Genomic DNA, 10,428 nt, shown 5'->3' on the forward strand with positions numbered 1-10,428 from the left:
GGCTCGCCCTCCTATAGTTCAAGCTCAATGCGTACATTCCCTTGCACGATAGCCAGATGCCCGTCTGCATAGTGTACGACGTCCAAACGCCGCTCCCCTTGCGCTTTCGCATGCAAAACCGTCAGGAAACCTTCCTCGGCATCCGCCACAGCGCGAATGTAATCCAGCGTAGTTCCGTCTCCGGGCTTACCGGGCGTTAATTGCGTCGCTCGCCCTTGCTCGATCCACGATCGCTCGACGCAGCTTGCGAACACAGTTTCCAGCGCAACGCCGTAATAACCTTCGGATACAAAGGAAGCGCCCTCCTTCGCCGTGCTTACCGACGCAACAGGCAGGCTGAATAGCACTTCGCCCTCGAAGTCGTCGATTCGATCGTGAATGACATAGAGATCGCGATGTTTGAGATACCGGATGTCTCTTCTGTGTCTTCCTGCGCCTTCGGGATTAAGGATCTCGATGGAAATGAAATCTATCTCCTCGCCCGGCGTATAAGCCAGAACACGACTCGTCCTGGGTACATCGACCCAGCCGCGTTCCAGACTGTACGTACCCGCCGTTAAATTGATTGCTCCGCTGCCGGATTTCTGGACGGCCTTCCGGCGCGTCGCAAACTGCACGCACGCGTGCGAATACGAGGAAATATGCCAGCTCGTGCTGCTGTCAAAGTAGCCTTCAATGCCGGAGTCCATGACGAGCGGCACCGCATTTTTATATAGAATGAAAGAGCCTTGATCCAGATGCCCGTGGCCGATCGGCTTAGGACTGGACATTACAGCGAAGTAGCTCCCCTGACCATTCCCTCTGAAAATATAAAGACCCGCATCCGGATAGCTCACGGCAGATGGAAGGTTCAGCTCGCCGCCGCACGCATAACGGTCGCTTAGCGCGAGCAGATTGTCCAGCGTAATCCCTTCGCCCCACAGCTTTTTGAACGGCTTGCCGGCCTTCACCCATGTCAGGTACATGCGATCGGCGACGGCCTTATTCACCTTCGCGACATCAGCCAGATATGTTGTGTAGCTGCCGAACTCTGTGCCGCCGCTCAGCGCGTGATCGCCAAACGGCGGCGTCCCGATACGCCAGTCAAAAAACGAATACCCCGGCGTCTGCACCCCCACGCTGAAATCGAACATATCGGGCAGACGCGTCGTGGCAAACCAGTTGTCCCCCATCATGTGCGCGACGACTTTTGCATACCCGGCAAAGCGCTCCAACGCCGCATGATGATACCGAATCGACTCCGGCCATGAACCGTCTGGATTAACATTTAAGGATAGCTGCGCTTGCAGCACGGCGTGCGCATTATAGAGCCAAGCCTTGCGGTTCGGAAAATCATCCAGGACGAGCATCAAATATGCGGCGCCTGCGCACATATCTGTCTGCCAGTTGCTGCAGCCCCGCTGCGCCGCTTCGGCGGTTAGCTCCGTCCGGTCGCGCAAATCCAGCATATAGCGCAGCAAATACTCAGCCATCGCATAGAACCGGCCTTTCTCCTCCTCCGTAAAGAAGCCTGCCTGCTTAATCAGCGAATACGTAACCGCCGTGCTGCACAGCAGCCTCCCGCCTTGCACCGCGCCGTACGAGTCGCTGCCCTGCGGCCGCGTATTCGTCGCCAGCCAATGCTCCGCTCCTTGGCAGAAATCATGCAAGGTGTACAAGATCGCAAGCTTCGCTTTCTGCGCATACGTGGCGTCCCCTGTGAACGCATACTGAATCGCGTCGCACTGCATCGTTAATTGAAAGCAGCTGTTCGGCAGCGAGGAGCTGCGATTGAAGCTGATTTCAAAGACGTCAACAAGCTGATCCACCTCATCCAGAAACGTAATCTGCGCCTTGACGCCCTCCTTGAACTTGCCGTCGATCTTGGCGGCAAACGTCAACGTGCAGCCGACACCAGCCTCAACAGCAATGTCCCCGTCATAGCGCCACGCTCCCTCATCGCCGCTTGTCGGATTGCAGAGGTAAATGGAACGCGGCTTCTCCCCGGCCTCCGCGGCCAAAGAAACTTGCGAAGAAGGGTTCGCCGTTTCCACCCGGTCGCGGTCGCCGCCGCAAAACGGATAATCCGCTTCCCATCTCAGGATGGGCTTGCCTTTTACAACGTGCGCTCGCCATGACCGAGGGCCGTCCGCCCCTTCGTCGAAGCCCCCGTTCTCGATCGGAAGCCTGCCGCCGTTGGCCGAGAGGATGCTCAGGTTGTCGATCCACACATGGCCGAGGCCGTCCTCCTCATTTTCCACACTTGGCAAAATGAAGGAGACGCCGAGCTTGACAGCCCGTTCGGGTGCGGTAAAATTGATGATTTTATCCGTCGAGCTCCACGTGTAAAAGGACTTGTTGATCTCGTCGTAATTCGCATCCTCGCGCATGAGCAGCGCTGTCGCCTGCTCGAGATAGGCGAGGCTGTACCTTTCGGATAAGTCTGCAATCCGCTCGTACTGTTCGCGAAGCAGCTTATCCTGCGCTACGTTTTGTTTCAATTCATGGAGCGCCGCTTCGGTCAAATACAACGTCGCCGCCGGGTCCACGTCCGTACGCAGCACGCGCGAAAAGCGAAAAGCGCGCAGCCGGTTCAGGCACGCTACGACCGCTTGCGCCAGCGCCTCACCGCTGTCGCCGCTGCGGAACGCCAACCTGGCTTCCTCCAGCTGGGCCATCCCGGTTCGCAGCGCCGCAGCCGCCGCAGCGTCATACTCGCCCACGGCGCTGCCGATTCGCGCCGCTGCCAGATGAGCCGCCGCCTGAGCGAGCGCCTCCTCCGCCTTGCCGGGCAACGCCGCCACCTCGTCGCAGCGTACATCCTGCCGCTCGAACCACGCCAGCGCCGGCTCCAGCCCGTACTCGTGGTACACCTTGCCTTCCTCATTATAGGAAGGGGCCATCGTGTACCGCCGCGCGGCAAAAAGCACCGCCTCTTCTTCTCTCGGCGCATAGAATCGGCGATTGCGCACGAATGGTACGTGCGCTTTCCCTGCTAACGCCGCTACAGCAGCGTGCACCATATCCTCAATCGCCAGCTTCGCGCCGTCCGTGTAGTAAGCGCCATTGGTCTCGAGCAGCCTCTCCGCGCGCTCCACCAAGGATTGTAAATACACGTGAGCTGTGCCCGCTTCGGCAAACTCCCGCTTCCCTTCCAAATGTGGTTGATCTTTCGATTGTGCTTGTGTATGTCCAGCCATTCTCTTTGCCTCCCTATCCGGCTTACTTGCCTGCCGCCGTTTCCTCTCGAATCAACTGTCCGCGGGCATACTCGGTCAGCTTCAAGCTGATGTCTTCCTGCTCCATTGACGACACTTCCACAATCTGCGTTCTGCCGTCCTTCAGGCGCACCTCAACGGTATTGGCATCTGCGGCCTGCACAGTCGCAATCATCGACTCCGCCTCATGCGGCTCCACGATCGTAATGAACCTCCCGACTTTCCCCTGCGTCCGCACGGCATACGTGATGCGCCGCTGCGACTCGTCGCCAGGGAACGCGTCCGCGCCAATGCGGCCCACGAACCTGACCGCATCCAAGCCGGTCAAATCCAGCCGGATCACGGCTTCCCGATCATGGTCGATCGGGCTAGTAGGAATCGCGTCCTTGTACTCATTGCCTACAATCGTCACTCGTCCGCCTTCGTAATCTTTGCCAAAACCGTGTCCCGCATCGACATTGCGGCAGTCCAGCACCAGTTCCCTAAGCGGAACGGTCGAACCGTCCGTCAAAACAAGATAAGCCTCTCCCCAGAACAACCCCTGCGGCGTTCGCACCGGATACTTCTGCTCGGTATAGTTCGGGCCGTTCTGCACGTGCAAGCTGAGCGAGGCCGCGCCTCGTACATCGATGTCGCACAAGCCTTCGCCCAGCAGCCAAGCGCCGAATTCGCCCTGCGCCTTGACCTCACCTTCGACCTCGACCCGGTAAGCAAGCGGAATCGTGATGCCGTGGTATTCCGCCGCTCGCCCCGTAATGTGCGTCGTTTGCGGCGGCCATGCCGTATGCACATCGAGCTTTAGTGGTCCCGGCACGTTATGCGCCGTCCGATTGCCCCGCTGATCCTCGCCTTCGCCGAAAATCGTTTCGAAGCGCGCGACGCTTGCGCCGGAGACGTCATACCAATGGCAATCGGTAATGAATTGGCCGTCCGAGAGAGGGTCGTCCGACCATTGGCTCGTATGCTTCAAATGGGCGACGCTGTCAGCTTCCAGTCCCCTCCATCCCTTCATCTGGAACAAGCAATCGAACTGATGATCGGCCTCGCCCTTCACATAATCGAACAGCACCACATAGTCGTCGGTGACCGCCATCGCTCTGCGCTGCACAACCGGCTCCGTGTATCCGGACAGCGCGCCATACGGCGGCGCCTCCTCCAGCTCGGGCAGCCAGCTGGCGTTCATCTCGCACCGCTCCGCCAGCGTCGCCGTGTTCGGGTAGATCATCCCGCCGTACGGCGGATACGCCCACGGCGCGACCGTTTCAACCGCTGCGGCTTGCAGCGCCTGGCCGCTGTAGAACATGAGCCTGCGCGAATCCGCAGGAACCTGCATTTTGCCGTCGACGACGACCATGTTTTTGGTCAAGGAGTTTTGCACGTAAAATTTGTACATGAAATGATGGTAGCCCCACCACACATGCTCCGGGTTGAAAAAGCTGCGCCCATAGCGCATGAGAGAAAGCAGCTCCGTCCGGTCGTAATGCCCGTGCGCATAGCCATGCGAGCCGTAGCGAAGCACGGCCTGAATTTGCTCGCTTTGCGGGCGTTCTGCCGTCCGGCTTCGCAGCATCGCAATGCCGACGTTATCCGAATACGCGTTATTCCGCGTATACCGGGACTCATAGTCCGGCAGCTCCGCATGGCCGAAAATCGGATCAGGCTGCGGGAAGCGCCGGATGACCGGAATATATTCCGGATCCTTGTAATACTGATAGGCCAGATCGAACGTGGAGCCAAAATGAACCCCGTCCAGCTTCTTCTCATCGGAGTCGCTGATGCCGAACAGCACGCCCCGTTCATCGAGAAACGGAATCACCGCATCGAATAAATCTTTGATGCAGACGTAGTTTTTCCGGTTGCCGCCCCATTTTTTATTCACCATGCCGAAGCGCACTTCCGCGTCTTGCCCGCCATACGTGCTGTTCACTTCATCATTGAACGGGATGCGGAAATGCGTATGCAGCAGATTGTAGCCGAAAGGCAGCAGGGCATGCGCTGTGTGGATATACATGGACGAGACCCACGTGTTATAGCCGACCGAGCATTCGTGCCACCAACCATCATTGAACAAGCCATAGCGAAGCTGCTCAATCGACCCGCCAGGACCGAATGCGAAGCGCAGCGCCCGCTCAATGTCTTGAATTGCCAGCGCGCAATAGAGCGCTCCCGTAATTTCCGAGAGCAGCCAGTTAGAAATGTGCCCCCGCTGCAAGTGGTGATCCAGAATGTCCATATAGATGCGGAATGTTCGCTCTACACCCTGATGCTCTTCCTGCGTCAACACCCCGGCATCATAGATGATGTCGTACGGGATCGCCAAATGCTGAAAGAAGTGTCCCTCCTGCACATAGCTCGCACTGCAGCCTTTCTTTTTCCGGGGATAGCCCTTCTCTTCATCGATAAAATACCGTAAAAACGCCGCAACCTTCTCCGCGTATTTCCGCTCCTTGGTCAGCGCATACGCATAAGCGGCCGACATGATGCCGTGCTCTTCGCTCGTGTTGTAGCAATAGTCGCGCTCGTCGACTGGCACCGGAGGCACGACCTCCCAAGCGTCCGCATCTGCAATAATTTGCGCATACCCCGGCTGAAAGCTGGCATGTCGGTCAATGCGCTCCCTCACTTCCTGCCACTTGGCTTCCGTATGATAGATGTACGGATGGGGCAACTTCCGCAAAGTCTTCAACACAATCTCCACGCTGCTGCTGCTGTCCCCATTGCCCGTAAAACGAAGCGTTGTCATCTCGTGCCCACCTGGCACCATGAGGTCGTGAACCCGCACGACCGCCTTCACCTCCTGCTGCGCATACGGCTCCAGAACAAACTTCTCGGGCGTCACAACCGCCAGCAGCGATTCCCAGCCCTCGAACAGTTGCTTCACCGCCACATGCTGCCGCCGATCCGTACAGTTGTGCACAGTCATCGTATACGCGACGTCTTCGCCAGCCTCCCCGGCTCGGCCAAGCACGCCGGTCTCTACATAGAGCCGCTCCCCTCGCAAAAGCCGAACGCCGACAAGGCGTCCTGCGCTGTGAAGCTCAAAGCTTTGCACGAACCGCCACAGGTTCCGCTTGCTCCGCTCTATGTCAAAATCGTCCAATCGGACGATGCAGTCGTGACGCCCTGATCCTGCCAGCGTAACCGTCGCACTTACACTTCGCTCCTCCACAAAATTCGCCTGAATGCGAAAGCTCGTTTCTTCCGTCTCGGCAATCAGGCTGATGTGCAGCCCAAACCAGCCCATCGCATCCTGCGAACCGTCATGGGCGCGCTCAAAGCCGATGGGATACCAGCCTTGAGCCCCCTCAGGGACTGGATAATGAAATACGGCGGCTCCATCCTCTCGGTTCTCCATGCGCCAATCTTGCAAAAGATCAATTGTTGTAGGCATCTCCGTTTCCCTCTCCTTTTTAAGCGGCCGCAAGGGAAAAGAGACCCTCCCCAGGCTGCCATCTCGCCCTCCGGTTAGTCTCTTTTCCGTTTGCACCGTCATGACAACAGTTATTTACCGCCTTTATCCAGATACGCTTGAATCTGCTTTTGCAGTTCTGCGCGAATTTTATCCAGCCCCAGCGCTTTCAATTCGCCTGCCAATTTCGCCGTCTGCGCTTCCCAGTCTTTGATCTGGCCCGCTTTGAGCAGCTGAATGAACGGATCTGTCTTCGAGCTCATATTCGCGAACTCCGCTTTCACATTCGAGCTGTCGAACGTAAACATCGCCAGCGGTGCCGAATAATACGTATCCGCTTTCGCCGAGTATTCAAAGTATTTGCGGGTTTGATCCGTCAAGTCCTGGCTCAAGCGAATCATCGACGGGTTCCAGCTGAACTCATAGCCCGGGAACGTGTAGTTTTTGGACTCGTCGAGCAGCTTGATCTGGTTCGTGCCGACAGCTTCCCAATGCTTGCCTGGAATGCCGTATTCAAAGAGATCGTGATTCGCCTGAGAGCTGAACAGCCAGTCAAAGAACTTCATCGTTCTGTCGATATTTTTCGATGTTGCCGGAATCGCGACCGAATTGTTCGCTTTATAGTTGGTCGAGATCGCATGCGGCTTCATGTCGCGAATATCTTTCTTGAGCACGAAAAACTCCAGATCCGACCCAGCAATCGTATCCTTCAGCTTCTTCTGATCTGCGGCAAAAGACGAAATCGTGCCATAGTACGAAGCGGCTTTGCCGGACATAAAGTAAGCCTTCTGGTCCTTCTGGGAGATCACGTCTTTCTCCAAATATTTGCTCCACTCCGCCCACTTGTCGTATTGCGGGAACGCCGTTTTCGCAGAATTGAACGGCGCCGGAAGCTTCGCCCACTCGGAAGCGGCATCGCCCAGCATTACCATGTTCTGCACTTTCTTGCCGTCATCGGACAATTGAACGACGAATGGAATACCTGCCACACCAACTTGACCAATATTCGGCAAGTTGACGTTGCTTTCTCCGCTCCAGATTTCCTGGAATCCGCCATTGCCTTTGACCGCCAGCGGCGTCATCTCTTTATTGCTTTCCTGTATTTTCTGGTAGAATTTTTCCAGATCATCATAATTCGCGATCGGCTGGAAGCCATATTTCTCACGGAGATCCTTGCGGACATACACGACCGGCAGATCGTAGAAATATTGCGTGAACGGAATCGTGTACAAATGCCCGTCAAATCGTTTGTTCGCCTCGATGAATTCCGGCGTAAACGCCTTTTTTAGCCCAGGATAGGCGTCGTTGTTGAAATATTTATCTAGCTGCGCGTAGGCCCCCTGAGGAACCAGCTCTTTCAAATTGGCAAAGTCGGCATCGAAAACGAAATCCACATCTTCACCGGCCGCCATCATGAGCTTCACCTTTTGCTTATGGTCGCTCAATGGATTCCATTGAATGTTCAGCTTCGTGTTCAGGCTGTCCTTCGTCTGCTTCTCAAATTCGTCGAGAATGGCCGGCATATCTTTCGGCTGATCGCCGAATAGCATGCCTTTGAGTGTCAGCGGTGCAAGTAGGGCTTGCTTGCCGGCTTCGCTTGTGCCCACAGGGCTGGATACTGTGTCTGTTGGCTTGCTGTCGCTGCATGCTGCCGCCATCCCGAGTACGGTTAACGCCAATAAAGTAGTCCCCATGCGTTTTGTTTTCATCTCTGTGTTCCTCCCTTAAATATCGATCATGATTTATACTAAACCGCCCAAGCGGACTTAGCCTTTGACAGCGCCAACCATCAAGCCTTTGACAAAATACTTCTGCAAAAACGGATACAGGAAAATGATCGGACCGATTGTCACAATCGTCGTAGCGAGCCGCACCGTAACAGCCGGCGGAATAAAGTTCGGAATATTGACATCCGCCGCAATCTGGTTGATATAGTCCAAATTGTTCATAATGCGCTGGATCAGATACTGTAGCGGGAACTTATGCGGGTCGTTGATATACAGCAGCGCATTGAACCAGTTGTTCCAATAGCCTAGGGCGTAGAACAGGCCAATCGTCGCCAGCGCGGGCAACGAGACGGGCAGGATGATGCGGAACAAAATGTAAGCGTCGTTCGCCCCGTCCATTTTCGCCGATTCCGCCAGGGATTCATCGATTGTGGCAAAAAAGTTGCGCAGCAGAAACATGTTCCACGCGCTGATCATGCTCGGAACGATCAGCACCCAGATCGAATCCTTCATATCGAGATATTTGGAAATGAGCAAATAGGAAGCGACGAGACCGCCGTGAAACAGCATCGTGAAGTATACGTAGAACGCAATCGCATTCCGATATTTCACCGATTTGACGGAAATGGCGTACGCCAAGGCACTCGTAAAAATCATGCTCAGCACGGTACCGGACGTCGTTACAAAGAACGTCACGCCATAAGCTCGATAAATCGTGTTGTCTTCAAAAATCAACTTGTACGCCTGCAAACTGAACGTCTTCGGAAAGAGCGTGTACCCGCTCCTCAAAATTTCGCTTTCCGTCGCGAAGGAACTCGCCAGCACCGAGACGAACGGCACCAAGCAGTAGATGGAGAACAACGTCAGGAAGATGTAAAAAACCGTTTTGAGCAGCTTGTCGCTGAAGCTTTCTTTGATCACGGAAAAGCCTCCTTTCTTAGAAAATAGCCGAATCCGGCGCCGTTTTCTTGGCGATGTAATTGACCGTCACGACGAGGATAAAACCGATCGCCGACTGCAAGAATCCTACAGCCGCCGACATCCCCATATCGCCGAGATCCATCAGCGACCGGAAGACGAACGTGTCGATGACATCGGTCGTTGGATACAGCAGCGGATTTCTGCCGATAATCGCATAGATGAGGCCGAAATCGCCGTTAAATATGCCGCCGACGGCAAGGATGGTCAGCAGGATAATTGTAGATTTCAGCAGCGGCAGTGTGATGAAGCGGATCTTTTGCCAGCGGCTGGCGCCATCCATGGCAGCGGATTCGTAAATCTCCGGATTAATCCCGGAAATCGTCGCCATATAGACGATGGAGCCGAATCCGGCGCCATGCCAGATTTTGAGCAGCACCAGAATGACCGGCCAGTACCCCGGCGACGACAGAAATTGCACAGGTGCGATGCCGAATACGCCGAGCGCTTTGTTGAAAAAGCCTCCGTCTGTCGCGACGAATGCGGTCATGAACATGGCGACGACCGTCCAGGACAGGAAGTGCGGGAAGATCATGACGGACTGCGAAATCTTTTTAAACCACTTGCCGCCAAGCTCGGTCACCATAATCGCAATCGCGACCGCCGCTACCGTACCGAAGAAGATGAAGAGAACGTTGAGAAAAACCGTATTCGTCACGACCTTCACCCAATCGCTGGAATGGAAGAAGAACTGGAAGTTTTTGAGCCCGACGAACTTGCTGCCGGTAATGCCTTTGACCGCTTTAAAATCTTGAAATGCGACCACAATGCCCCCCATGGGCAGATAAGCGAAAATGAAAAACCAGATAATGCCCGGAAGCGCCAGCATGTACAGAAATTTATTGACGATTAATTCCCGGAAAAATGTAGAGATGGCTCCGCGCTTTTTCTTCGTTAAATCCGTTTTCGTTTCTGTTCGCGCCGAGGCAAGAGTACTGCTCATGGTAACGTCCTCCTTCAGGTAAGTTGACTGTTGACCCTCCCCACTATACGCTGCAGCCCTTTAGCGCAAAAGTTTAAAATCGGGTAAAATCCACCGTTTTCTGATGATTTGGATGTTTGAAATTCCACCACTTTCATCGATTTCTGTGTTTTTAAGTAGAGTAAGACGGGGGAT

Annotated in this window: 5 protein-coding genes; all 5 read right to left on the reverse strand. The window is 55.2% G+C overall.

Translation table 11 applies throughout. The features are described 5' to 3' along the window. Positions 1 to 11: 11 nt before the first annotated feature. Positions 12 to 3,179 carry a heparinase II/III domain-containing protein gene (locus ABE504_RS09160; RefSeq protein ID WP_430087386.1) on the reverse strand — a complete coding sequence of 1,056 codons (3,168 nt, stop codon included), beginning with the start codon at positions 3,177 to 3,179 and terminating at the stop codon, positions 12 to 14. A gap of 22 nt (positions 3,180 to 3,201) precedes the next feature. Beyond that, complete coding sequence (locus ABE504_RS09165) at positions 3,202 to 6,588, reverse strand: hypothetical protein (protein ID WP_430087388.1); 3,387 nt, start codon at positions 6,586 to 6,588, stop codon at positions 3,202 to 3,204. Between the two features lie 110 nt (positions 6,589 to 6,698). After that, on the reverse strand, positions 6,699 to 8,315 hold the full coding sequence (locus tag ABE504_RS09170; RefSeq protein ID WP_430087390.1) for an ABC transporter substrate-binding protein: 1,617 nt from the start codon (positions 8,313 to 8,315) through the stop codon (positions 6,699 to 6,701). A 57-nt stretch (positions 8,316 to 8,372) separates the two neighbouring features. Beyond that, the gene (locus ABE504_RS09175; RefSeq protein ID WP_430087392.1) at positions 8,373 to 9,254 is read right to left on the reverse strand and encodes a carbohydrate ABC transporter permease; all 882 of its coding nucleotides are present in this window, start codon (positions 9,252 to 9,254) and stop codon (positions 8,373 to 8,375) included. Between the two features lie 16 nt (positions 9,255 to 9,270). Continuing rightward, complete coding sequence (locus tag ABE504_RS09180) at positions 9,271 to 10,254, reverse strand: ABC transporter permease (RefSeq protein ID WP_430087394.1); 984 nt, start codon at positions 10,252 to 10,254, stop codon at positions 9,271 to 9,273. Positions 10,255 to 10,428: the final 174 nt, after the last annotated feature.

Source organism: Paenibacillus oryzisoli (assembly GCF_050467285.1).
Taxonomy (GTDB): domain Bacteria; phylum Bacillota; class Bacilli; order Paenibacillales; family NBRC-103111; genus Paenibacillus_E; species Paenibacillus_E oryzisoli_A.